Origin of the sequence: Pantoea dispersa, from assembly GCF_014155765.1 — a bacterium.
In the GTDB taxonomy this organism is placed as follows: domain Bacteria; phylum Pseudomonadota; class Gammaproteobacteria; order Enterobacterales; family Enterobacteriaceae; genus Pantoea; species Pantoea dispersa.
The window spans coordinates 91,411-117,936 of record NZ_SCKT01000009.1 but is presented as its reverse complement, the minus strand read 5'-3'; the positions used below and the strand labels follow the sequence as shown (position 1 = coordinate 117,936).

At 60.8% G+C, this 26,526-nt stretch carries 10 protein-coding genes; 1 reads left to right on the top strand and 9 read right to left on the bottom strand.

The annotated features are described in order from the left end of the window. Positions 1 to 84: 84 nt before the first annotated feature. From pgk to tkt, 3 genes are all read right to left on the bottom strand, one after another. Positions 85 to 1,248, bottom strand: a complete 1,164-nt coding sequence (gene pgk / locus H7K56_RS20175) for a phosphoglycerate kinase (protein WP_021506648.1) — start codon at positions 1,246 to 1,248, stop codon at positions 85 to 87. A gap of 51 nt (positions 1,249 to 1,299) precedes the next feature. After that, positions 1,300 to 2,319 carry an erythrose-4-phosphate dehydrogenase gene (gene epd / locus H7K56_RS20170; RefSeq protein ID WP_021506647.1) on the bottom strand — a complete coding sequence of 340 codons (1,020 nt, stop codon included), beginning with the start codon at positions 2,317 to 2,319 and terminating at the stop codon, positions 1,300 to 1,302. A 398-nt stretch (positions 2,320 to 2,717) separates the two neighbouring features. Then, positions 2,718 to 4,709, bottom strand: coding sequence for a transketolase (tkt, locus tag H7K56_RS20165; protein WP_058771542.1), 1,992 nt, complete (start codon positions 4,707 to 4,709; stop codon positions 2,718 to 2,720). 273 nt (positions 4,710 to 4,982) lie between these two features. Here tkt and loiP point away from each other — a divergent pair, with 273 nt between their 5' ends. Continuing rightward, positions 4,983 to 5,738 (top strand): metalloprotease LoiP, encoded by a 756-nt coding sequence (loiP, locus tag H7K56_RS20160; RefSeq protein ID WP_021506645.1) that lies wholly within the window; start codon positions 4,983 to 4,985, stop codon positions 5,736 to 5,738. 261 nt (positions 5,739 to 5,999) lie between these two features. Here the strand turns inward: loiP and speB are convergent, their stop codons facing one another. The 6 genes from speB to H7K56_RS20130 all read right to left on the bottom strand — a co-directional run bounded on the left by speB (position 6,000) and on the right by H7K56_RS20130 (position 25,859). Continuing rightward, on the bottom strand, positions 6,000 to 6,920 hold the full coding sequence (gene speB, locus H7K56_RS20155; protein WP_021506644.1) for an agmatinase: 921 nt from the start codon (positions 6,918 to 6,920) through the stop codon (positions 6,000 to 6,002). 133 nt (positions 6,921 to 7,053) lie between these two features. Then, positions 7,054 to 8,277 (bottom strand): HlyD family type I secretion periplasmic adaptor subunit, encoded by a 1,224-nt coding sequence (locus H7K56_RS20150; protein ID WP_369974314.1) that lies wholly within the window; start codon positions 8,275 to 8,277, stop codon positions 7,054 to 7,056. After that, the gene (locus H7K56_RS20145; RefSeq protein ID WP_150361154.1) at positions 8,277 to 10,460 is read right to left on the bottom strand and encodes a type I secretion system permease/ATPase; all 2,184 of its coding nucleotides are present in this window, start codon (positions 10,458 to 10,460) and stop codon (positions 8,277 to 8,279) included. The genes H7K56_RS20150 and H7K56_RS20145 overlap by 1 nt, the downstream gene beginning before the upstream one ends. Beyond that, the gene (locus tag H7K56_RS20140; RefSeq protein ID WP_031279469.1) at positions 10,457 to 11,908 is read right to left on the bottom strand and encodes a TolC family outer membrane protein; all 1,452 of its coding nucleotides are present in this window, start codon (positions 11,906 to 11,908) and stop codon (positions 10,457 to 10,459) included. Before H7K56_RS20140 ends, H7K56_RS20145 begins: the two co-directional genes overlap by 4 nt. 71 nt (positions 11,909 to 11,979) lie before the next feature. Then, entirely contained in the window at positions 11,980 to 24,963 is a 12,984-nt protein-coding gene (locus H7K56_RS20135) for an Ig-like domain-containing protein (RefSeq protein WP_150361156.1), read from the bottom strand. A 200-nt stretch (positions 24,964 to 25,163) separates the two neighbouring features. Continuing rightward, positions 25,164 to 25,859, bottom strand: coding sequence for an EAL domain-containing protein (locus H7K56_RS20130; protein WP_058776232.1), 696 nt, complete (start codon positions 25,857 to 25,859; stop codon positions 25,164 to 25,166). Positions 25,860 to 26,526: the final 667 nt, after the last annotated feature.

Sequence of the window (26,526 nt, the reverse complement as noted above, 5' to 3'; positions counted from 1 at the left end):
ATCGTCCACTCCCCAATGGGAATGCGATCTGTTCGCCCACAGCGGGCAAGCCTTCAGACAGCGCCGAAGCGCTGCCCCCAAAAATTACTGCTTCGCGCGTTCTTCCAGCATGGCAACTGCCGGCAGTTTTTTGCCTTCCACGAACTCGAGGAACGCACCGCCACCGGTAGAGATGTAGGAGATTTTGTCCTCGATACCGAACAGGTCGATAGCCGCCAGGGTATCACCGCCGCCGGCAACAGAGAACGCGTCGCTGTCTGCGATAGCGTTGGCAACGATTTCGGTGCCCTTACGGAAGTTCGGGAACTCAAACACGCCAACCGGACCGTTCCACAGAATGGTTTTTGCGTCTTTCAGCAGTTTCGCCATGTTCTGAGCGGTTTCGTCACCGAAGTCCATAATTTCTTCGTTATCTGCTACTTCGGAAACCTTTTTCACGGTTGCCGGGGCAGTTTCGGAGAATTCCGTGCCGACGCGTGAATCGGTCGGTACCGGAATGCCGTACTGGTCGCGCAGGCCTTTAGCGGCCTCAACGAAGTCTGGCTCGTACAGCGATTTGCCGACGTTGTTGTCGATCGCCACGAAGGTGTTAGCGATACCGCCACCGACAATCACGGTGTCAGCGATTTTCACCAGCGACTGCAGCACGTCGAATTTGGTCGACACTTTAGAACCACCCACCACGGCGACCAGCGGACGCTGTGGATTGCTCATCACTTTGCCCAGCGCTTCCAGTTCGGCAGACAGCAGCGGACCGGCACAGGCGATAGGGGCGAATTTGCCCACGCCGTGAGTAGACGCCTGCGCGCGGTGCGCGGTGCCGAATGCATCCATGACGAACACGTCACACAGCGCGGCATATTTCTTCGACAGGGTTTCGTCGTCTTTTTTCTCGCCTTTGTTGAAGCGAACGTTTTCCAGCACCACCAGTTCACCCGCGCCCACTTCAACGCCGTCGAGGTAGTCTTTCGCCAGGGTCACGTTAGTGCCGTTCAGTTTTTCTTTCAGGTAGTTAACAACCGGCAGGAGGGAGAACTCTTCGTTGTATTCACCTTCGGTCGGGCGACCCAGGTGAGAGGTAACCATCACTTTCGCGCCCTGTTTCAACGCCGCTTCGATGGTAGGCAGAGAAGCACGAATACGTGCATCTGACGTCACTTTCCCTTCTTTCACTGGTACGTTGAGATCGGCACGGATCAGAACGCGTTTACCAGCAAGATCCAGATCGGTCATCTTAATTACAGACATGGTGAACCCTCTCGTTGATTCTCATAAGTTTTGCCAGACGCAGTCCGCGTCTTACCTGAAACCGCTTGCGGCCATTGCTAACGTGGTGTCGATCATGCGGTTAGCAAAGCCCCATTCGTTGTCACACCAGACCAGGGTTTTGATCAGGTGGTGACCGCTGACCCGCGTTTGCGTGCCGTCCACTATGGCACTGTGCGGATCGTGGTTAAAATCTACTGAGACTAACGGTAATTCCGTATAGTCAACTATACCACGAAATGCCCCCTCTGACGCGTTTTGCAGCAACGCGTTGACCTCACACGCCTTCACCGCCTGGCGCACCGAAACGCTCAGATCAATGGCGGTCACGTTGATCGTCGGCACGCGCACCGCGATAGCCTCGAAGCGATCGTTAAATTTCGGAAAAATACGGGTAATGCCAGCGGCAAGACGCGTATCGACCGGAATGATCGACTGACTGGCGGCACGGGTACGGCGCAGGTCGCTGTGATACGCGTCAATCACCTGCTGATCGTGCATCGCCGAGTGAATGGTGGTCACGGTGCCCGACTCAATGCCAAAGGCGTCATCCAGCAGCTTGATCACCGGAATAATGCAGTTGGTGGTGCAGGATGCGTTGGAGACAATGCGGTCAGTTTGTTTAAGAGCCTGTTCGTTAACGCCGAACACTACGGTGGCATCCAAATCGTTGCCGCCGGGATGCGAGAACAACACTTTCTTCGCGCCAGCCTGCAGATGCGCTTCGCCATCGTCGCGGCTGCCGTACACGCCGGTGCAGTCCAGCACGATATCGACATTCAGCTCGCGCCACGGCAGCGCGGCAATCTCAGCCTGATGCAGGATACGGATGGTATCTTCGCCAACCCACAGCTGATCGCGCTCCTGGCGTACGTCAAAGGCAAAGCGGCCGTGGCTGGTGTCGTACTTCAGCAGATGCGCCATGCCAGCCGCTTCCGCCAGTTCGTTAATCGCCACTACGGTGATTTCCGCCCGGCGACCGGTTTCATACAGCGCACGCAACACGTTGCGCCCGATACGACCAAAACCATTTATTGCGATACGAATGGTCATCTCACTTCCTGCAGCCACACCTGAAAAAACGTGCCAAATACCTTGAGCGTTTCGCTGCGTTTTGTACAGGGAATTCTTGCCCGGTTACGGTTGCTGACGGAGAGCACACGGCTGCAACTGAAACGGTTCAGCGAGAATAAAGCATGGAAGGAATAACAGGAATGATTGCGATCAACTGTGCTGCTGATTATTGGATCTGCGTCACAAATTCAGGCAATGACAATTATTACTGCAGGAATAATTGAACCGTTTCAGGTTCAGGCGATAACAGGACCGGCGATCTGCACATCGGTGTCGCGGCGCAATTTATTGCGCGTGGTAAAGCATGATGATAGCAGCAGAAATGCGCGATGAATCGCGCCGCTACAATGCGCAGCGGCGCGACGGGTTACGCGAAATTACAGAATCGATTTCGCGGTTTTCACCACGTTGGCCACGGTGAAGCCGAACTCTTCGAACAGCTTCTCAGCTGGCGCTGACTCACCGAAGGTGGTCATGCCAACGATGGCACCGTGCAGGCCGGTGTATTTGAACCAGTAATCCGCAATACCGGCTTCGATAGCAACGCGTGCGCCAACTGCTTTCGGCAGCACAGACTCACGATAAGCCGCATCCTGCTTATCAAACGCATCGGTAGACGGCATGGACACCACGCGCACCTTACGACCTTCCGCGCTCAGCTGCTCGTAAGCGCCGACCGCCAGCTCAACTTCAGAACCGGTCGCAATCAGAATCAGCTCCGGCGTGCCGTCGCAATCTTTCAGCACGTAACCACCGCGCGCCACGTTAGCCAGCTGCTCAGCGCTACGATCCTGCTGCGCCAGGTTCTGACGCGAGAAGATCAGGGCTGATGGACCGTCAACGCGCTCGATAGCGTATTTCCACGCCACCGCAGATTCCACCTGGTCACATGGACGCCACAGGCTCATGTTCGGGGTGGTGCGCAGGCTGGCCATCTGCTCAACCGGCTGGTGCGTCGGGCCATCTTCACCCAGACCGATAGAGTCGTGGGTATAAACCATCACCTGACGGATTTTCATCAGCGCCGCCATACGTGCCGCGTTACGCGCGTACTCGACGAACATCAGGAAGGTTGCGGTGTACGGCAGGAAGCCACCGTGCAGCGCAATACCGTTGGCGATGGCAGTCATACCAAACTCACGCACGCCGTAATGAATGTAGTTGCCTGCGGCATCTTCATTGATCGGCTTCGAGCCAGACCACATGGTCAGGTTGCTTGGCGCCAGGTCAGCCGAGCCGCCCAGATATTCCGGCAGCAGCTTACCGAAGGCTTCGATGGCATTCTGCGACGCTTTACGGCTGGCGATTTTTGCCGGATTAGCCTGCAGCTGCTCGATGAACTTCTGCGATTCCGCCTGCCAGTTAGCGGGCAGCTCGTTGTTCACGCGGCGTTTGAACTCTGTGGCCAGTTCCGGATGCGCAGCGGCGTAAGCAGCAAACTTCTCGTCCCAGGCTTTCTCTTTCGCCTGGCCGGCTTCTTTGGCATCCCACTGTGCGTAGATATCAGAAGGAATTTCAAATGGCGCGTAGTTCCAGCCCAGCTGTTTACGGGTCAGTGCGATTTCGTCGTCACCCAGCGGGGCACCGTGCGAATCGTGCGTACCGGCTTTGTTCGGGGAACCGAAACCGATGATGGTTTTGCACATCAGCAGCGATGGCTTGTCGGTGACCGCTTTGGCTTCTTCTACCGCTTTTTTGATCGCGTCGGCGTCGTGACCGTCTACGCCACGCACCACGTGCCAGCCGTACGCTTCGAAGCGTTTGGCGGTGTCGTCGGTGAACCAGCCATCCACGTGACCGTCGATAGAGATGCCGTTGTCGTCATAGAACGCCACCAGCTTGCCGAGTTTCAGGGTACCGGCGATGGAGCACACTTCGTGCGAGATGCCTTCCATCATGCAGCCGTCGCCCATGAACACGTAAGTGTGATGGTCTACGATGTCATGGCCCGGACGGTTGAACTGCGCCGCCAGCGTGCGCTCAGCAATGGCGAAGCCCACGGCGTTCGCGATGCCCTGACCCAGTGGGCCGGTAGTGGTTTCCACGCCTGCGGTGTAGCCGTATTCCGGGTGGCCTGGGGTTTTAGAGTGCAGCTGACGGAAGTTCTGCAGCTCGCTCATCGGCAGGTCATAGCCGGTGAGGTGCAGCAGGCTGTAAATCAGCATCGAGCCGTGGCCGTTGGACAGCACGAAACGGTCGCGATCTGCCCACAGCGGGTTAGTTGGATTGTGGTTCAGGAAATCACGCCACAGCACTTCAGCGATATCGGCCATGCCCATTGGGGCACCCGGATGTCCCGATTTCGCTTTCTGTACTGCATCCATACTTAACGCGCGAATGGCGTTGGCAAGCTCTTTACGAGAGGGCATCTTCTACTCCAGGTCGGATTAATGCTCCGCCACGCTTAACTGATTGTAATTAATGAGTTATAAGGCGAAGCGAGAAAAAAGTCGCACATCAATGTACATGAAAATCGGGGCAAAAGTACATGTATCAGGATGCTAAATCTGCGGTTCAGGGTTGCATTTCGGGGCCTGTCTGCTAGCCAATCCGCCCCTGGCACGCTATAACCAATGCGTTTAAACACCTGCGTGGTTTTTCAGGTGTTTGTTTTCTCTACTTGTTACTCAAAGGATGCTGATATGAAAATTCGCGCCATGGTTGTCGCGCTGGGAATGGTTTCGCTGCTGAGCGGCTGCGAAGGAATGGATAATAACGCACTGTTGCAGTCTGGCGCGCAGGCGTTTCAGGCTTACTCGCTGAATGATGCCCAGGTTAAAGAGCTGAGCGATCAGTCATGTGCCCAGATGGATAAAGAGAACCAGCTGGCGCCAGCCAACAGCAGCTATCAGCAGCGGCTGAACAAAATCGCCGCCGCGCTGGGCGATAACATCAACGGCGTACCGGCCAACTACAAGGTGTATCTGACCAAAGACGTCAACGCCTGGGCGATGGCCAATGGCTGTATCCGCGTTTATAGCGGTCTAATGGATATGATGAGCGACAACGAAGTGGAAGGCGTGCTCGGCCATGAAATGGGCCACGTCGCGCTCGGCCATACGCGCAAAGCGATGCAGGTGGCTTTCGCGACCACGGCGGCACGCAACGCTGCGGCGTCGGTGGGCGGCGTGATTGGTTCGCTGTCGCAGTCACAGCTGGGCGAGATGGGCGAGAAACTGGTTAATGCGCAGTTCTCACAGACTCAGGAGTCGCAGGCGGATGACTATTCGTACGATCTGCTGAAGAAGCGCGGCATTAATCCGCTTGGTCTGGCGACCAGCTTCGAGAAGCTGGCGAAGCTGGATCAGGGCCGCCAGAGTTCGATGTTTGACTCGCATCCGGATTCTGAGTCGCGCGCACAGCATATTCGCGACCGCATCGCGGCGGATGGGAAGTAGTCGCCGGTCTTCCCCTCACCCCAGCCCTCTCCCGCTCGCGGGAGAGGGAGCAGTCCGTGCTGTTCTCACCTCCCGCTCGATTGGTTCCCTCTCCCGCATGCGGGAGAGGAAGCGGTCCGTGCTGTTCTCACCGCCCGCTCGATCGGTTCCCTCTCCCGCACGCGGGAGGGGGAGCAGTCCGTGCTGTTCTCACCGCCCGCTCGATCGGTTCCCTCTCCTGGGGGAGAGGGTCAGGGTGAGGGCAGCCGCCCGCACCGCCGCTTAACCTTTATTCGCCGCCTGCACGTGCAGCATATCCAGCGCCAGCGTCGCAGCGGCCAGTGAGGTCAGGTCGGCGTGATCGTAGCCCGGTGCCACTTCCACCAGATCCATCCCCACAATGTTCATGCCCTGCAGGCCGCGGATCAGCTTGGTGGCTTTATCGCTGGTCAGGCCGCCAATCACGGGCGTACCGGTGCCTGGCGCATGGGCCGGATCGAGGCAGTCGATATCAAACGTCAGGTACACCGGCAAATCGCCCACGGTGCGCTTCACTTCGGCCAGGATGTCGTCCACGCTGCGGTCATTAACCTGCGCGGCGTCCAGCACGTTGAAGCCCAGGCTCTTATCGAACTCGGTACGGATACCAATCTGCACCGAATGCTGCGGATCGATCAGCCCTTCCTGCGGCGCAGTGTAGAACATGGTGCCGTGGTCAAAAGTCGGGCCGTTGGAGTAGGTATCGGTATGCGCATCGAAGTGCACCAGCGCCATCTTGCCGAAGTGTTTGGCGTGCGCGCGCAGCAGCGGCAGCGTGACGTAGTGATCACCGCCAAAAGTCAGCATGCGCTTGCCGTTCGCCAGCAGCTTTTCCGCGTGCGCCTGCAGCTTATCGGACAGATCCTGTGAATCGCCGAAGGCGTACACCAGATCGCCACAGTCCACCACATTGAGGCGCTGACGCAGATCGAAATCCCACGGCCAGCGGCAGCCTTCCCACGCCAGGTTAGTAGAGATCTGACGGATCGCGCCCGGCCCTAAACGGCTGCCCGGCCGGCCTGACGTTGCGGCATCAAACGGCACACCGGTAATCACCCACTCGGCGTCGCTGTCGTAAGGCTGGAAGTTCAGCGGAAAGCGCATGAAACCGAAGGCGTTAGAAACCAGGGAGTTGTCGTACTGATTGCCCAGCGTGTTGTACATAACGAGTCCTCTTAAATCCTTAAATCGGTTAGCCAGTTAAGGTATAGATGAAAAAAATCCCCTCCGCGTCGTTAGGCCCGACGAGGAAGGGATTGATGGGCGTGATTATCGCCGAGATTGCCGCGCATCGCAATTAGCGCTCGCGCATCGCCTCTTTGGCCTTGTTAAACGGTTTGACCAGATAATCCATGATGCTCTTCTCGCCGGTTTTGATATCCACGGTGGATACCATGCCCGGGCTGATGGCAAAGCGCCGGCCAGCCTTGTTCTGCACATAGTCGTTATCAGTACGAATAAACACGCGGTAGTAGTAAATCTCCGGTTTGACTTCGTCCTGGATGGTATCCGGCGAAATGCTTTCCACCACGCCGTTCAGGCCGCCGTAGATGGCGTAATCGTAAGCGGAGATTTTTACCACCGCGCGCTGGCCGGGATGGATAAAAGCAATATCGCGCGGCGACAGGCGCGCTTCAATCAGCAGCCGATCGTTCATCGGTACGATGTTCATCAACTCACCGTTGGGCGGAATCACCCCGCCCACCGTCGAGACTTTGATGTTTTTCACGATGCCGCGCATCGGCGCGCGGATGGTCAGACGCGTTACGGTATCTTCGCGTCCTTTAATCACCTGCGCCAGGCTGTCGGCTTCGGCGCTGGCCTTCGCCAGCTCTTCGCGCGCCTGCACGTAATACTGCGAGCGCATATCGGTGAGCTTCAGCTCCAGGTCGGACTTATCGCGCTGTAAGCGCAGCACTTCCACGCTGCTGGCGGCACCGGTTTTCGCCAGCCGCTGGGTGATCGCCAGTTCGCGATTAGCCAGCGCCAGCGACTCTTTAAACTGCCGGGTTGCATCATTGAGCTGGGCGCGTTTAGTGTTATACAGCCGGGTTTCCGCCGCGATAAGATCCGGGTAGCCCTTCAGCTCGGCGGGAAACGTGAGCGGATCATCGTTCACTTCCGCACGCAGGCGCGAAGCCGCTGCCAGTGCGGCCCGGTAGCGCGCCGCGCTCTCGCCGACGCTGGACTGCGAGCGTGTGGCATCCAGTTTCGCCACGATCTGCCCGGCCTGCACGCGATCGCCCTCATGCACGTACAGTTCCGTGAGAATGCCGCCCTCCAGCGACTGCAGCACCTGCTCGCGCGAACTGGGGATCACCTTCCCGGTGCCGGTTGAGACCTCATCCAGCATGCCAAACCACGCCCACACCAGCGCCACCACGATCAGCGCGGTGCTGATGACGATCAGCCGCACTGCGCCGGTGTAGTGGCTTTCCGATTTCAGTTCACCGAGCAGATCGTCGGACGAATCCACTTCCGCGGCGGTCACCAGCCGCAGTTTTGCCGGCAATTGTTTCATCATGCCTGTCCCTCCCCCGCCGCTCCGCTGGCGCGCGGTGCCGGCAGCGCGTTCTCTTTCGGGCTGTCCATTACCAGCTGCCCCTCTTTCAGCACCAGTATGCGATCCACCAGCGACAGAATCGCCGCGCGGTGCGTCGCCACGATCAGCGTGCGGCCATTCAGCCAGGCGCCCAGCCGCTCAATAAAATCTTTCTCGGTATGATCGTCGAGCGAAGCCGTCGGCTCATCCAGCAGCACGATATTAGGATCGCGCAGCAGCATGCGCGCCAGCAGCAGCGACTGGCGCTGGCCGCCGGACAGCCCGACGCCGCCCTCCATTACCGGATGATCGAGCCCGAGCGGCAGACGACGAATAAAATCGGCCCCGCCACTGACCGTCAGCGCGGCAAAAATCGCTTCGTCGGTGGCGTGCGCCGCGCCCATGGTGAGGTTTTCCCGCAGCGTACCGTGGAACAGCCGCGCGTTTTGCGTCAGCAGCCCGACGTTGCGCCGCACGTCCGCGACATCAATATGCGGCAGGCTGAGGTTATCCAGCCGCAGCTCGCCGCCCACCAGATCCATGCCGCCGGCCATCGCCTGCAGCAGCGTGGATTTGCCGGAGCCGTTGCGCCCCAGCACGGCGATGCGCTCGCCTGGCTTGATGGTCAGCGTCCTGATGCGCAGCGCCACGGTCAGCGAATCGCTGTAGTAGCGGAACATGGCATCGGTGAACTGATAGTGACCAAACAGCACCGGACAGTGAATGCGCGTTTCGTCTTTACTGTTCTCCACCGGCAGATTCATCAGCGCATCGAGGCTGCTCTTCGCCGCTTTTACCTGCTGCCAGCGCGCCAGCACGCCACACAGCGTCGCCATCGGCGCAATCATGCGTGAGGACAGCAGCGACGCGGCGACAATCGCCCCGGTGGTGATATCGCCGTTGATCACCATCGGCGCACCGACCACGATCACGCTGGCGTACACCAGCCCCTGAATGGTGACGCCCCAGCTGATCAGCGCATGCATCACTTTGCGCATCTCGACGCCCGACTGCGCGGTGATGCGGATATAGCTGTTCCACTGCTGCAGAAAGCGATCCTCCGCCTGCATCAGCTTGATATCTTCCAGCCCCTGCACGCTCTCCACCAGCACCGCGTTGCGCAGCGTCGACTCCTTCAGGTTTTGCTGCGCCAGCTTCGCCAGTTTTTTCTGGCTCAGCACGCCGGGCAGGATCATCAGCAGCACTGCCACCGGCGCGATCCACGCCAGCTGCGGCGCGATGATCGCCATCACCAGCATAAACAGCAGGAAGAACGGCATATCGACGATCGCCGTCACCGTGGTCGACGTCACCATTTCGCGCACCGCTTCCAGCTCGCGCAGCTGCGAGATAAAGGTGCCGGTCGATCGCGGCACCGCGCTGTTACGCAGCCGCAGCGCGTGGCCGAACACGCGATCGGAGACGCGCATATCGGCGCGCTTGCCGAGCAGATCGGTGACGTGATCGCGACCGACGCGCAGAATATAGGTGAACACCACCGAGAGGATCACCCCGATATATAGCACGTACAGCGTGGGGTACGACTGCGCCGGGATCACCCGATCGTACACCTGCATCGAGAAGATGATGCCGACCAGCGCCAGCAGGTTGATCAGGAACGATCCCAGCATCACGTAGCCGTAAGGACGCATGTCGTGCAGCACCAGACGGCGCAGCCAGTCGGGTCTGACCGTGGCGAGATAGCGATCGACACGGCTATCTTTGGCGGCCGTCACCGGGCGCAGCGCCGCGGCGTAGCGGATCTGCGGCAGCAGCGTGTTCAGCGCGATCGGCGCCGGTTGTTCATCGCCGGCCAGGTGCACGCGCACCGTGTCATCGCCATCAAAGCTGGTGATGACGCCAACCTGGCCGTCGCTCAGTTCCACCGCCAGCGGCAAGCGCCAGCTGCTGATCTCCCACTGATGCTCTTCATACAGCTGCAGCGACAGTCCGGCCTGACGCGCCAGATGGCGCAGCGCTTTATCACGTGACTGTTTGCCCTGCCATTCGCTGGCAGCCATGATCATGCCCGGCGAGCACGGCAGGCGATAATGGGTCGCGATGAGAATAATGGCGGTGGCCCAGCCGTGTAGCGGCACCTCGCCACCGGCGGCGCTGGCGGGATTGCCATTGGGTGCGTCCGGAATCTGTAATTGCGTCATGGCTGGATCTCCACGGACTGGATGCGCTGGTTATTCAGCGCAAACGCTGACCGCATCTGCCCGGTGCTGTATAAGCAGTCGAGCTGCAGTGAACGTAACTGACTAATGGTTTGCTGCATGGCGAAGCGCGTCTGAAACACTTCCTGTTCGGCGTTGAGCACGTCCAGCAGCGGACGGGTGCCAAGCTGCAGATACTGATCCTGATACAGCTGCTGCGTCTTCTCGCCCAGCGTCTGCTGACGGGACATGATCGCCAGGCTCTGCGACAGGCTCAGCGCTTCGGTTTGCGATTCGCTGAGCTGCTGCTGCGCTTTGAGGCGCGCCGAGTTCACCGCCGCATTGGCCGCCTGCAGCGCGCTGGCCGCCGCATCGCGCGCCGCGGTAATGCCGCCGCCCTGATACAGCGGCATCTCAACTTTGACGAACGCGGAATACTGGGTGCGGTCGAGCGTTTCGCTGCCGGAGTAGTGATTGTTGAGGTAATGCGTGACCTGCGGTTCCAGCGAAATGGTGGGTAAATTCTGCGCGTTGGCGTTATCCAGTTTGGCCTGCGCCTGCCGCGCCTGCGCCCACGCCGCCAGCACCGCCGGATTGGATTTGTCGTCAGCTTTGCCCACCGCGCAGGCGCGCGTCAGGCTGGGCGGAAACGCATCGCTGACCTTTTTCACCAGTGGCCAGCCGAGATAGCTGGCCAGCGTGGCACGCCAGCGGTTGAGGCTGGCCTGATACTGGGTCAGCGTGGTGCGCGCGCCTTCGATACGCGCGTCGGTCTGGGTGGCGTCCGAGAGCGATGCCGCCCCCTCTTCATTGCGCTGACGCGCCAGATCGCCAATCTTACTCAGCGCAGTCAGCTGATCCTGGGCGATCTTCACCAGCTGCTGATAGCCCTGCACCTGCACCAGCGCGGCGGCGGTGTCGTGCGCGACGGTATCGATACTCACCAGCACGCTGGCCTGCTCCTGCGCCACCCCGGCTTCGGCGGAGCGCACCGAACTGCTGACTTTGCCGAAGTCATACAGCATCTGTGATACCGACAGCACAAATGACGGGCTGAAGCCTTTCTCGCTGTAGGCGTTGCTGTAGCCGTTGTTCATGCCGGCGCTGATTTGCGGGTAGTATTTGGCCTGCGCCACATCGACCTGGCTGGCCTGCTCCAGCATTTTGCCAATTGCCTGGGCGATGTCCGGATGCCACTGGATGGCGCGCTGTACGGCCTGGTTAAGGGTTAAGGTATCCGGCACGTTAGCCAGCGCGGGTTCGGCCACCTGACCGGTTAAGGAGGGAAGATCCTGCTGCTGCGCCAGACCGGCTGAGGTTATGCGCCCCGCCTGCGTCACGGCATCACTGGCAGCCATAAGATGAGAACTGTGAAAAAACACAATGCCAGCACACAGGGCGCTGAGCTTACAGGTACGGCGAGTTGTTGCGCCTGATTGCATCAGATCCATCGATTGTTCACCAGTAAAAGAGAGAAAGGGGCACCTCCCTGTGCCCGTTATGCTTCCCTGCGTTACACCCACTAAGCCGTGTGGTTTTGATGCGGTTGCTGCAGCAACTCCTCCAGTGAGACGTTTACGCCTTCCAGGGTAATCAGCTGCGTACTGCTGTACCCCGTGCCGCTGCCGTCACGGTCAATCGACAACACCGTATTGCCGTCCGCGGTATGATCCACTTTCACAAAGTCATTGATATTACTGGTGGAATCATTCCAGCCGATCAGCAGACTGCTGACGTCGATCTTGTCACCCTGCGCGACGCTGAAGTCGGTCCAGGTGTCGTGACCGTTGCCGCCGGTGGCATCTGCGCTGCTCAGCAGGTGATAAACCAGCGTATCTGCGCCGGCACCGCTGGTGATGGTGTCGTCGTAGGCGCTGCTGGTGAGGCTGTCAGCCGCGGCGCTGCCCGTGATGGTCGGGTGAAGCTCAATGGTAAAGGTGTTGCTGGTGATGGTGCCGTCGGACGACGCCAGGGTGTAGGTAAACACCTCCTTATGCGTGATGTTCTGGATATTCACATCCGCGTTCAGGGTATAGGTATAGCTGCCGTTGGCGGCGATGGTCAGCACACCAAAGTCCCCGGCCACCGCCGTGCTGCCCACGCTGCTCACGGTGGTGAGATCGCCGTGCTCATTGAGGATGCTCAGCGTGCCGCTGTGGCTGACGTTGCTGTCTCCCCAGATGCTGCCGCTGGCATCATGCTCGCTGCTGGTGGTGGTTTCCGCCGCCAGACTAGTGGTGGCGAACAGCGCGGTGGCCGCACCGTTATGCAACGTCACCGTCAGCGTCGCCGAGGTCACTGCACCGCTGGCATCCCGCACCGAGTAGGTGAAGGTGTCTGCGGATGGCAGGGTATCGATATCCAGCCCGGCCTTCAGCGTGTAGGTGTAGTTACCCTTCGCATCAATGGTCAGCGTACCGTAGGTGGTGTTGATCACCGTATTGCCGCTGGACGCCACCGCGCTGCTGCCCACCGACGCCACTGCCGTGCCGGACGGAATCGTCCCGGCGATGGAGCTGGTGTCGTTGGTCAGCAGGTTACCGGTGACCGTCGCGGCGGTGGTGACCGCCAGCGTGGTGAAATCCGACACCGTACTTACCGTGGTGGTTGGCAACACACTAATGTTGGTGGTGGCTGCGACCACCACCGCATAGTTGCCGGTCCCCAGTCCGGTATAGGTGACGTTTGCCCCTTTCAGCGTACCGATCGTCAGCAGCGCGTTAATGTAGTTGGTCTTGATACTGATCAACTGCCACGAGCCGTTCGCCTGCTGTTCGTACAGGTTTAACGAATAGTTGGCGGCCACGCCGAGACTGGTCACCGAACCGTTGAGCGTCACGTTACGGCTGTCATCGTTACCCACGCTGAACAGGTAAGCATTACCGTTGTTCAGTACGCTGGCATTGAGCACCGTACCCAGCCCCACGGTCAGCAGCGCGGTGTGCGACGAGCTGACCGTACCGTTGTTCACCGTTGCCTGCGTGCTGGTGTAATCCACCTCGTTGCTGTCGTTGGTCGCCACGATGCGAATCGCACCGGTCAGCGAGGCCCCCGGCGAGACGTTACCGGCGCGATCCGTCTGGATCACCGAGAGCGGCGCACCGGTGATCTGCGCGGTAGTGAGCGTCACCGACCAGTTGCCGCCGCTGCCGACCGTGGTGGTGCCGAGCGCGTTGCCGCTGGCATCGCGCACCGTCACCGTGGCCCCCACTTCACCGCTACCGGTGACAAGGGTACCGGCGCTGTTGATCGCCAGCCCGCTTACCGCCGCCGGAGGCAGGGTATCAACGTTCACCGTCGCCGTGATGTTGCCGGTGCTGACGTTACCTGCCGCATCGGTCACCGTGGTGCTCAGCGTGTGCGCGCCGTTCGCCAGCGTGGCGGTGGTGAAGCTCCAGCTGCCATCACTCCCCGCGGTCACAGAACCAATGGCGCTGGCACCGTCGTAGATAGTGACCACGGCACCTGCTTCGGTGGTGCCGCGCAGCGTTGGCGTGGTATCGCGCGTAAAGGCACCGTTCGCCAGCGTCACCGGCGTACCGCTGATGTCATCAATGATGGTCAGCGTACTGGCGACCGGCACCACGGTATCGACGATCAGCGTGGTCGACACCTGCGGGCTGACGTTGCCCGCCGGGTCGGTCTGCGTCACGTTCAGCGTGTGGCTGCCGTTGCTCAGCGCGTTGCCCACCACGAAGCTCCAGCTGCCGTTGCTGCCCACCGTGGTGCTGCCCAGCAATGTGGTGCCGTCGTACACCGTGATGCGCGCGCCCGCCTCACCGTTGCCGCTCAGCAGCGGCGTGCTGTCGTTGGTGACGCCGTTATTCGGAATGGTCACCGCCGTGCTGCCGTTGTTGTTGAGCGCCAGCAGATTGGTGATGGCCGCCGGTGCCGTGGTATCGATGATCACCGTGGCCGCGGTGGTGCCGCTGACGTTACCTGCCGCATCCGTTACCGTCACCGTGATCGGGTGCGGCCCGGCGCTCAGCGCCGCCAGTGGCGTGAAGCTCCAGCTGCCGTCCGCCTGCACGATCGCCGTGCCCAGTGCCAGACCGTTGTCCAGAATGGTGACGCGTGCCCCGGCCTCCGCCGCGCTGACGCTGCCGCGCAGCGTTGGCGTGGTGTCGTTGGTCGCGCCGCCGTTGACGATGGTGGCACCGGTCGCATCATTAATAATGGTGAGACTGGTGTTCGCTGGCGCCACCGTATCCACGGTGAGGTTAATCACCTCGGAACGGGGACTGACGTTGCCCGCGCCGTCGGTCACCGTCACGCTCAGCGCATGGGCGGCATTGCTCAGCGTCGGCGAGACGAAGCTCCAGTTACCGCTGGCGTTAGCCTGCACCGTTCCGAGCAGCGTGTTGCCATCGTAAACCGTGACAATCGCGTTCGCTTCCGCCGTGCCCTGCAGCGTCGGCGTGCTGTCGTTGGTGACTCCGTTATTAACGATAGCCACACCGGTGACGTCGTTGGTCAGCGTCAGCCCGGTTGCCGCCAGCGGCGGTGCGGTGTCGACGGTCAGCGCAAGGGACGCTGCGGGACCGGTATTGCCTGCCGCATCGGTGGCCGTCACGCTGAAGGTGTGTAAACCGTCAGACAAGGTGGCGGTGACGAAGCTCCAGCTGCCGTTGCTGGCCGCGGTAACCGAACCCAGCACCGTATCACCATCGCGGATGGTCACGATGCTGTTGGCTTCCGCCGTGCCGCTCAGGCGTGGCGTGCTGTCATTAGTGACGCCCCCCGCCGCAATCGCCACCGGCGTGCTGCCGTTGTTGTTCACCGCTGCCAGCCCGGTGATGGCTACCGGCGGCGTGGCGTCGATCACCAGCGTGGCGCTGGTGGTGGCACTGACGTTACCGGCCGCATCGGTGACCGTGACGTTGAGCGTATGGAGCGTTTCGCTCAGCGCCGTGGCTGGCGTCAGCGTCCAGTTGCCGTCACTGCCCACCAGCGCGGAACCGACCAGCGTGGTGCCATCCAGCACGGTGACGATGCTGCCCGCCTCCGCCCGACCGCTCAGCACCGGCGTGGTATCGCTGGTGACGCCGCCATTCGGGATGACGCTGCCGCTGACGTCGTTGGTGACCACCAGCGTGGCCGCGCCCGGCGCAACGGTATCGACGGTGATGGTCACCGGCGTGGTGCGCGGGCCGGTATTGCCCGCCGCATCGGTGACCGCCACGCTCAGCGCATGCGCGCCGTTACCCAGTGTCGGTGAGACAAAGCTCCATGCGCCGCTGCCGTTCACGAGCGCTGTGCCGAGCAGCGTGTTGCCGTCATACACGCTAACCGTGGCGTTGGCCTCGGCGCTGCCGCTCAGCGTTGGCGTGGTGTCGTTAGTCGCGCCGCCAGCCGGTATGCTGACGCCGGTAACATCGTTAGTGATGGTCAGGTTGGTGGCCACCAGCGGTGGCGTCGCATCAACGATCAGCGTCACGCTGAGCGCCTCGCCGGTGTTACCCGCCGCGTCCGTTTCCGTGACGCTGAAGGTATGGCTGCCGTCGCTCAGTGCCGCAGAGGTGTAACTCCAGTTACCGCTGCTGCCGACCGTCAGCGAGGCCACCACATCGCCATCGAGGCGAATGGTCACCACGCTGCCCGCCTCTGCCACACCGCGTAACAGCGGCGTGTTGTCATTAGTGGTATCGCCGTCAGCAATCGTCACCGGCGTGCTGCCGTTGTTGTTGCTGGCCGTCAGCGTCAGATCGTCCGGCGCCAGGGTATCAACGATCACCGTCGCGCTGGTGCTGGTGCTGACGTTGCCCGCCGCATCGGTCACCGAAACGCTCAGGGTGTGCGATCCTTCACTCAGCGCTGTCGCTGGCGTGTAGCTCCAGTTGCCGCTGGACGGCACGGTCAGCGTGGTCAGCACATCACCATTATTAAGGATGGTGACCGTGCTGCCCGCTTCCGCTACGCCGCTCAGGGTTGGCGTGGCATCGCTGCTGTAGCCGCCGTTGAGCACCGGCTGCGCGGTATCATCGTTGGTGATGACCAGCGTCGAAGCGTTCGGTGCGATGCTGTCCACAGTGAAGCTAAGCGCCGGGGTGCGGTCGCTGCTGTTACCTGCCGCATCGCTGACGCCCACGCTCAGCGCGTGCGCCCCTTCGCTCAATGCAGGCGTGGTCAGCGTCCAGCTTCCCCCTGCGCCCACCACCACCGACGCGATAGCGGTGTTGCCATCGTACACCGTGACCAGGCTGCCCACATCGGCGCTGCCACTGAGTACCGGCGTGTTGTCATTGATGACGCTGCCGTCGCTAATCGGCACCGCCGTGCCGCTGCGATCGTTGCTGATCACCACATCAGCGGCCACCGCCGGCGCGGTGGTATCCACGGTGAAGCTGAGGGTAGCCGAGGGCGTCCCCTCATCACCGCCAGGGTTTTGCGCGGTAATGTAGTATGCGTAGCTGCCTTCAGCCAGCGTCGGCGTAAAGCTCCACTGGCCGTTAGCATCCGCCGTAACGCTGCCGATCACCGTATCCGTGGCATCATCATAGATACGGATGAGTTGACCGGCTAAGGCAGAGCCGCTGAACGTTGGCGTGGTGTCGCGGGTTACCGCGTTGTTTGCCAGCGTAACAGGCATAGGCCCGCTGTCATCTGTGATTTGCAGCGTCGAGGTGGCCGGCGGCAAATCAGCCTGTATGTTCAGGTTGAACACTGGAGTAGCCGCACTGACGTTGCCCGCAGGGTCTGACACGGTGACGGTGAAATTGTGCTCACCGTTACGCAATATACTCGGTGTAAAACTCCAGGCCCCGCCCGAGCCGGCCAGCGCAGTGCCCAGCAGCGTGGTGCCATCGTAGATGCTCACCGTGCTGCCGGCTTCTGCCGTGCCGCTCAGGGTTGGCGTGTTGTCATCGGTCGACGCGCCGTCATCCAGCGGGCCCGTCGTGCCGCCCACGTTATCGGCGACCACCAGGTCAGGAACCGCGTCTGGCACCAGCGTATCGATGGTGACATTCACCGGACCCACCGGCTCGCTGACGTTGCCAGCGGCATCCACCACCTGCACCGAGAAGGCGTAGCTGCCATCCTGTAGCGCGCTGGTTTCAAAGCGCCATACGCCATTGGCATCGGCGACCACCGAGCCAATCACCGTATCGTCCTGCAGCAGATTGATGATGGCACCGGCCTGCGCCGTTCCGCTCAGCACCGGCGTGGTGTCGTTGGTAAAGCTGCCATCCACCAGCGGCAGTGCGGTCGGACCGTTATTGGCGTTGACCTCAAACGACAGCACCGGATCCGGCCCGACGGTGTTAACCGTCACGCCAATGCTCACCGGGTCGCTGACGTTACCCGCGTTGTCACTGACGACGACCGTCAGCGTGTAGTTGCCGTTATCCAGCGGCGACGTATTCAGGCTCCAGTTGCCCTCAGTATCCACCGTCGCCGACCCCACCAGCACGTTGCCGTTGTACACGTTGACGAGAGCACCCGGCTCACCGCTGCCGCTCAGCAGCGGCGTGTTGTCGTTGGTGGCGCCACCGTTGGCGATGGTGACTGGATTATCCGGATCGTTGTCATTCTGCAGCAGCACGGCGCTGACCGGCTGCGGCGGCGTGGCATCAACCTGAACGGTGAAGCTGGAAGACGGCGCACTGACGTTGCCGAGGCTGTCCGTCACCGTGGCCGTCAGGGTGTGCTGACCATCGGTGAGCACGGGCGACAGGAACACCCATTCGCCGGCCGCATTGGCGGTGGTCGAACCCAGCACCACATTGCCATCGTAAATGGTCACCAGGCTGTCAGCCTCCGCCGTACCGCTCAGGCGTGGCGTGTTGTCATTGGTAAAGGTGCCATCGGGCACCAGTACCAGATCGGTACCGTTGTCGTTATTCACTTCCAGCGTGGCCTGGGCCGGAGCCTGGTTATCCACGGTAAAGGTAATCGGTGCCGACGCCGGTCCGGTGTTACCGGCCGCATCGGTGACGGTCACCGTCAGGCTGTGCGCCGCGTTGGTGAGGGTTGGCACGTTGAAACTCCACGCGCCGTCACTGCCCGCAATCGCCGTACCAATCGGCGCGCCATTATCCAGAATGTTCACCGTGCTGCCCGGCTCAGCAACGCCCGCCAGCAACGGCGTGGTATCGCTGGTGGTCGATCCCGACGGAATATCCACCAGCGCACTGCCGTTGTCATTGGAGAGACTGATTTCCGTCACCTGATCCGGTGCGGTGGCGTCAATCACCAGCTGTGCCGTGACCGGCGCGCTGACGTTGCCCGCCGCGTCGCGCGCCACAACGGTTAAGGTGTAACTGCCGTCACTCAGCGCACTGGCCGGTGTGAAGCTCCAGCTGCCGCTGCTGCCGACAGTGACGCTGCCCACCGGACCGTTCTGCGAGGTAATCACAATCAGGCTGCCCGGATCGCCGCTGCCGCTCAGCACCGGCGTGTTGTCACTGGTTAAGCCGCCGTTCGGGATGGTGACCGGATCGCCGTTGCCATTGTCGCTGGCGACGCTCAACTGGGTGACCGCCGACGGTGCTACGGTATCGACGGTGATCGCCACGCTGGCGCTCGGTGCGCTGACATTGCCGGCGACGTCGGTGACCGTCACGCTGAGGCTGTGCGAGCCATCGGTCAGTTCAGGTGAGAAGGTCCATGCGCCGTCGTTATCTGCCGTCGCCGTGCCGATAGGCGTCTGTCCGTCATAGACGATGATGGTGCTGTTCGGCTCCGCCGTTCCGCTGAGCAGCGGCGTGCTGTCATTGGTGTTGCTGCCTGAGGCGATCGGCGTGGCCGGGTCGACGTTGTTGTTCACCAGCAGCAGATCGACGACCGCGTCCGGCGCCGTGGTATCCACGGTAAAGCTAATCGGCGCGGAAGGATCGCTGACGTTACCCGCCGCATCAGTCACCGTTACCGTCAGGCTGTGATCGCCCTCGTCCAGCGTACCGGTAACAAACTGCCAGCTGCCATCGGCGCCCACGGTCACCGAACCGATCGGCGTCGTGCTGTCGCCATCGTAGACAGTGATGATACTGCCCGCCGTGGCGCTGCCGGAGAGCTGCGGCGTAGTGTCGTTGGTCGCGCCATTGGCGGCAATCGCCACCAGCGTGCTGCCATCGTTATTGCTCAGCACCACGTCCACTGGCGCTGCCGGTGGCGTAAGATCAACGGTGAAGGTGTACGGCGCGGACTCCGGCCCGACGTTGCCTGCCGGATCGGTGACGCTGGCCGTCAGGCTGTGACTGCCCGCTTCCAGGGCGGTATCTGGCGTGAAGCGCCAGCTGCCGTCATTGCCGGCGGTAGCCGAGCCGATGATCACGCCGTTGTCACGCACGATCACCACGCTGTCAGGCTCGGCGCTACCGCTCAACACTGGTGTGGTGTCGTTGGTCGCCCCGCCAGAGGCCACCGGTACGGCCGGATCAACCTCATCGTTCACCAGCAGCAGGCCGGTCGGCTCGGCCGGTGCCGTGGTATCCACGGTAAAATCAATTGCCGCTGACGGTGCGCTAACGTTGCCCGCCGCGCTCGTAACCGTGGTGGTCAGGCTATGTTCGCCCTGGCTCAGCGTCGGTACCGCGAAGGTCCATGTGCCACCGGCACCCACCAGCACGCTGCCCAGCACCGTATTGCCATCGAGGATGGTGACGGTACTGCCGGCATCGGCGGTGCCACTCAGCTGCGGTGTGGTGTCGTTGGTCGCGGTGCCGCTGTTAATCGGCTGCGGCGTCTCGCCGTTGTCGTTGTTCAGCACGACATCAGCGGCGGCAGTCGGCGTGGTGAGATCGATAGTGAAATCAAACGCATCAGACGCCGGCCCGCTGTTGCCCGCCGTGTCGGTGACAATGGTGGTCAGGCTATGCGTGCCCGCCTCCAGTGCCGTATCCGGCGTGAAGCTCCAGTTGCCGTTTGCATCGGCCTGCGCCGAGCCAATCACGCTGCCATTGTCGTAAATCGCGACGAGGCTGCCCGGCTCCGCGCTGCCGCTGAACAGCGGCGTGGTGTCATTAGTGACGCCATCCGCCGCGATCGGCAGCGGCGTTGCGCCCTGATCGTTAACCAGCAGCAAGTCTGCGGCGGGCGCCGGATCGGTGAGATCAATGTTCACCTCCAGCGGAGCAGAAGGTGTGCTGGTATTGCCAGCCGGACTGGTTTCGGTCGCCGTCAGGCTGTGCGGCCCCTCGCCCAGCGCAGTGGCTGGCGTGAAGCTCCAGCTGCCGTCGTCGTTGACCGTGGTGGTGCCCAGTACGGTATTGCCATCCGAGACGGTGATGGTGCTGCCGGCGGTGCCGCTGCCGCTCAGGACCGGCGTGGTGTCGTTAGTGGCACCGCTGGTGATCAGCACCGGCGTGCCGCTCTGATCATCACTGAGCTGCACATTGCCCGGCGCGGCTGGCGTGGTGGTATCGATGGTAAAGCTGAGGGCGGCCGAGGGTTCGCTGGTATTGCCAGCGGTATCGGTCACCGTCGCCGTCAGGCTATGGTCGCCCGCTGCCAGCACCGGTGCAGTGAAGCTCCAGCTGCCGTCGTTGCCGACGGTGGCGGTGCCCAGTACCGTATCGCCATCGGAAATGGTCACGGTGCTGCCCGGTTCCGCGCGGCCACTGAGCACCGGCGTAGTGTCATTGGTGAGGCCATTGCTGACCGGCACCGGTGTACCGCTCTGGTCGTTGCTGAGCAGCAGCTCGCTGGCCACAGCAGGGGAGCTGGTATCGACGATGACAATCACCGCCGTGCTGCCCGGCCCGGTATTGCCCGCCGTGTCGGTAACGGTGGACGTCAGGTTGTGCTGCCCTTCGCTCAGCGGATCGGTCGGGGTGAAGCTCCAGCTGCCGTCGCTGCCTGCCGTCGCCGTGCCCAGCACCGTATCGCCGTCGCTGACGGTCACGGTGCTGCCAGGTTCAGCGGTACCGCTCAGGGTTGGCATGGTGTCATTGGTGCTGCCGCCCGCGGCAACCGGTGTGCCGTCGCCATTGCTGAGCTGCAGATTACCTGCCGCCGCCGGTGCCTGCGTATCGACGGTGACGGTTACCGGTGTTGACGCCGGTCCGGTATTGCCGGCCGCATCGGTCACGGTGCTGGTCAGGCTGTGGCTGCCATCGCTGAGGGGCGGCGTGATAAAGCTCCAGTTGCCATCATTGCCCACCGTGGTGCTGCCAATCACCGTACCGCCATCGGAGATAATCACCACACCGCCGGCTTCGCCGCTGCCGCTCAGGGTTGGCGCAGAGACGTTAGTGCTGCCTGTGCCCAGCGGATCGCCGTCATCGTTGGTCAGCTGGATGCCTGTCGGTGCCGCGGGCGCGACGGTGTCGATGGTGATGGTGATCACCGGCGAATCCGTCACCGTGCCGCTGCCGTTATCGGCGCTGGCGCGGAACGCGTAAGTGCCGTCGGCCAGCGCCGCTGGCGTGAAGCTCCACTGTCCATTGCTGCCCGCGACCACGCTGCCCAATACCGTGCTGCCGTTGTACAGGGTGACGAGATCGCCCGCCCCGGCCTGGCCGCTGAGAATCGGCGTGCTGTCGGTGGTGCTGTCGTTATTGGCCAGTTCGACCAGCGTGCTGCCGTTATCATCGGTGACAATCAGCAGGCTGCTGGTGGCCGGCACGCCCGCCTCAATGTTGACCGTGAACACCGGCGATGCCGGACTGACGTTGCCGGCCGCGTCAGTCACCGTGGTGGTCAGGCTGTGCTGCCCGTTGGTGAGCGCATCTGGCGTAAAGCTCCAGCTGCCGTTGCTGCCGGCGGTAACGCTACCGAGCAGCGTGGTGCCGTCATAGATACGCACCACCGCGCCCGCTTCTGCCGAACCGCTCAGGGTTGGCGTGCGATCGTCGGTGGTCTGGCCGGAAGCCAGCGCGCCGGTGGCGCTGCCCGCGTTATCCGTCACCTGCAGGCCGCTGACGGCGGCAGGCGCGGTGGTGTCAACGCTAAAGGCGATCGGCGTTGATGCCGGGCTGACGTTGCCGGCGGCATCGGTCACCGTGGTGCTCAGGCTGTGATTGCCCTCGCCCAGCGCTGGCCTGGTGAAGCTCCAGCTGCCGTTACTGCCCACGCTGACGCTGCCGAGAACGGTGTTGCCGTCGCGAATCGTGACAATACTGCCGGCTTCCGCTGTGCCGCTCAGCAGCGGTGTCGCATCGTTGATCGCGCTGCCGCCCGTAACCGGCTGTGCGGTACTGCCGGCATCGTTCAGCAGTGCCAGATCGCTGGCTGCCGCCGGTGGCGTGGTATCAACCGTGATGTTCAGGGTGACGGTGTCAATCACATTGCCGTCAACGTCGGTAATGGTGGCGCTGAACGCGTGGCCGCCCTCACTCAGGTTGCTCAGGGCAAAGCTCCACTGCCCATTGCCGTCGGCTGTGGTGCTGCCGAGCAGATCGCCGCCGTCAAAGATGCGGACGAGGCTGCCCGCCCGGGTCAGGCCGGCGAGGGTCGGGCTGTCGTCATTGGTGACGGCGCCGTTTTGCAGTGAGACGAGGGTATTGCCGCTGTCGCCCACCAGCTCAATGCTGGCGCTGGCGGGTGGCAGCGCAGCGTCCACATTGACCACAAATTCCGCGGTCGCGCTGCTGACGTTACCCGCCGCATCAGTTTGCGTAACGGTCAGGCTGTGGCTGCCGTTGCTGAGCGCTGGCGTGGTAAAGCTCCAGCTGCCGTTGGCCCCGACAAGGGTATTGCCCAGGAGCGTACTGCCGTCGTAAATGCTGATCAGCGCACCGGCTTCGCCGCTGCCGCTCAGGGTAGGTGTGTTGTCATCGGTGGTAGCGCCCGACGTCAGCGGGCCCTGGCTGGCACCCACGTTGTCGATCACCTGCAGATCGCCGATCGCCGCCGGTGCGGTGGTATCGACGGTGACCACAATAGCCGCTGACGCCGGACCGGTGTTGCCAGCGCTGTCGGTTACCGTGGTAGTCAGGCTGTGATTGCCGTCGCTGAGCGCTGGTGTGGTGAAGCTCCAGCTGCCGTTACTGGCGACGATAGCCGTGCCGAGCACGACGTTGCCATCGCGTACCGTAACGGTGCTGCCGGCCTCTGCTGTGCCGCTCAGCACCAGCGTGTTGTCATTGCTGCTGCCGCCGGCGGCAATCGGCGTCACGCTGCCATTGCTGTCACCGGTCAGCAGCAGATCGCCTGCCGCGCCGGGTGCCACGGTATCAATGGTGACCGTCAGGGTGACGGAGGTGGTGACGTTACCGGCGGCGTCGGTGGCAACCGCGCGGAACGCGTAAGTGCCATCTGCCAGCGTGGCGGGAGTGAAGCGCCACTGACCGCTGCCGTCGGCAATAGTACTGCCCAGCAGCGTGGTGCCGTTGTACAGCGTGATGACGGCGTTAGCGCTCGCCAGGCCGCTCAGCACCGGCGTGCTGTCTTTGGTACTGGCGCCATCGCTCAGCGTGCGCAGCGTGGCATCGCTATCGTCGGTAATTTGCAGCGAACTGCTGGTTGACGGCAGGCCCGCCTGAATCGTCACCACAAACGGCGAGGACGCAGCGCTGACGTTGCCGGCAGCGTCCGTCAGCGTCACGGTCAGGCTGTGGCTGCCATTGCTCAGCGCTGGCGTGGTAAAACTCCAGTTGCCGTTCGCGCCCACCAGCGCCGTGCCGAGCAGCGTCTGACCATCGTAAACGCTGACCACAGCGCCCGCTTCACCGCGGCCGCTCAGGGTCGGCGTGTTGTCATCGCTGCTCGATCCGTTTGGTACCGGCGTGGTGCTGCCGCCGCTGTTGTTGGTCAGGGACACGTCCGTGGCCACTGCCGGTGGCTGCGTATCGACAGTGAAATCAACCGGGCTGGTGGCCGGACTGGTGTTGCCGGCAGCATCGGTGACGGTAACCGTCAGGCTGTGCTGCCCTTCACCCAGAGCGGGTGTCGTGAAGCTCCAGCGGCCATCGGCACCGACGGTGACCGTACCCAGCAGCGTGGTGCCGTCGTAAATACTGACAATGGTCCCCGCTTCGGCCGTGCCGCTTAACGTAGGCGTGTTGTCATCGGTGCTGGTGCCGCCCGTGATAGCGCCCTGCACGCTGCCCGCGTTATCCGTGATCAGCAGATCGCTGACTGCCGCCGGTGCCGTGGTATCACCGCCGCCGCCATTGTCGCCGCCGCCGTTATCCCCACCGCCGCCGCCGCCACCGCCGTTGTTACCGGCGATCAGCGCACCGATACCGGCCAGCGCGGCGCCGGCGATACCAAAGGCGGTCAGTGTTCCGTCACCCGTGACGTTTTCCGCTAACAGCCCTTCCGTGCTGTCGATAGAGACAAACTGGAAGCCTTCTGTGCCGGGATCTTCCACCCACCACAGCGCGCCTTTGTCGTCCTGCAGCACCAGATCGCTGTCGCCGTTAGCATCGTAGAATTTATGAATAACAACGACTTCACCGGATTTAGTGGTGACCACTAAATCACTACCATTGCGTGTGAAAGACTTAATATCAGCCTGATTAAGGTTGAGCTTAACCACACTGGGAGCAGTCAAATTAACCTGATTACCGCTCACTTCAGTAACAATCGTTCCGCCTTTAGGCGTTACAGAGATATTGTTCATTTTATCGATATCCCGCGCAGTTATAAGCTTAATGGCATCCATAAAAACGCCCGGTATCGCCAGACACCGGTATTCTTCGCGAATAATTCAATGAATTACTCACATCCTCTCCAGGCCGGTTTCATCTGCCAGAGGCACAGTGAAAACGCGCTGAGTCGTTATTTGCCGCCCGTGCGAAAAACAGCTCTGCCGAACTCTTTTCAGACTTGCGCCAACAAATCAGTGAGATAGACGCTCTTCCAGTGGTAGCCTTGCATGCCGTAAATTGATTTTTGCGACAGCAAATCAACCTGACGTTGATGTTCAACGCCCTCAATAATCACGCCGCGACATAATTGATTGAGGTGGTCGAGCAGAATGTCGAAAGTGCGATCTTCGCCAAATTGCCAAAAAAATTTTTTATCAATCTTGACGATGTCGAATATTCCGCTATCGAGCATGGTCAGGTTGGAATAACCCGGACCAAAGTCATCGAGCCATAACGGGGCCGGCGTGATTTTGGCTACGCCTTTCAGGATCAGCAGGTCGGCACTATTAAAACGTGCGGTGAAGAAGGCAGAGATTTCCAGCCGTAATCGCGTCAGCGCGGCCAGTTTTCTTTGTATTTCAGCATCTTTGAAAATGCCTGAAACAATATCTCTGTCTACATTAACGCTGATGACCTGCTCAAACCCCGCATGGTAAAGCTGAATAAGTTTTTCGACCTGGTGGAGGAATAACTGCCATTTTTCGTCAGCAGAAAGCCGACTGAAGAACCCTGCATCCCTGTCAGGGTTACGCTTATTATTGGTATCTGCATCATCTGCGAAACGCGTCAACAATTCCCATGCCACCACTTCACCGGAAATAGCGTGAACCGGCTCCAGCATCAGAATGTAGTCGGATTTGCAGCGCATTTTTATGATCCTTACACTGGCTGAAAGCGCGTTAAACCGTCAGCTTTTCTCATGTGATTCGTAAGGGAAACATCGATAAAACTTAACACCTTAACTGAAGGTTAACTTACAACTTACATTTTGAAAAATAGATTTCAGTGAACAACAGCGTGAACTTTAATCGTTTAAACCAATCAATAAAGCTCCATTTTCACTGCATGTTTCATATAAAGATCAGATAATTCTTAGATTTCAGATTTTACTTATCGGCACTGACAAAAAAATAAAACCAATAATCAATTGATTAATAAGCAATTAATTATAAAGAATTGGTATAAATTCTGGCTTTGTGCTTAAGATGGGATATTGCACTGCTTAAAGCGGGATTCCAGAAAGCGTCAAAAAACCGACAGTCTGCACATCGCTCACCCACCGCCTTATGCTTAAATTTTTATTATAGATAGCCAGAAACTCATAAAAGAAAGATTGGTCATTTGCGGGCAGGTACAACACTAAGCCACAGATTTAAAAAACGTTTTTTTCGCTGCCGATGCGCTTTCGCTGCTGAATTAAGCAGATAGCTTTTGTTAATAAACGGTTTGAATTTGCTGTTTCGGCCGGGATAATTTCAGAGTGATAGCGATCACGAATTAAATAAATGGCGGGAAGGATTGTCAGGGAAGGTGAT